Genomic DNA, 284 nt, shown 5'->3' on the forward strand with positions numbered 1-284 from the left:
AAATTGGGGGATATCATGAATAGGGAGAAGGGTGTAATTTGTTGGGGGTCATACTTGTCTATGTAGCATTTACGGTTGTTTCCTCATTTCTGCTCTTAAGAAAAGTCTTGGTAAAAAAACGGCTAACAGCTTTTGATTTTTTTACAGTGGGTGACCTGATGTACTATTTAGTCCCGCTGCCGGTTACATTTTTTCTGAATGACGAAAAATTGGGTTATCGAGCTAGTTATGTGACCCTAGTTGGTACGATGCTAATTGTAATCAGCTCCTACTTAATTGCCTTC

General features: G+C 39.1%; 1 protein-coding gene. It reads left to right on the forward strand.

Annotation, left to right across the window (positions count from 1 at the left end; all coding sequences use genetic code 11):
• Positions 1-38: 38 nt before the first annotated feature.
• On the forward strand, positions 39-284 hold a 246-nt coding region (locus KVT34_RS30170), incomplete at its 3' end, for a hypothetical protein (RefSeq protein WP_217563285.1).

It is taken from the genome of Paenibacillus sp. GbtcB18 (assembly GCF_019091125.1).
GTDB lineage: Bacteria > Bacillota > Bacilli > Paenibacillales > NBRC-103111 > Paenibacillus_F > Paenibacillus_F chitinolyticus.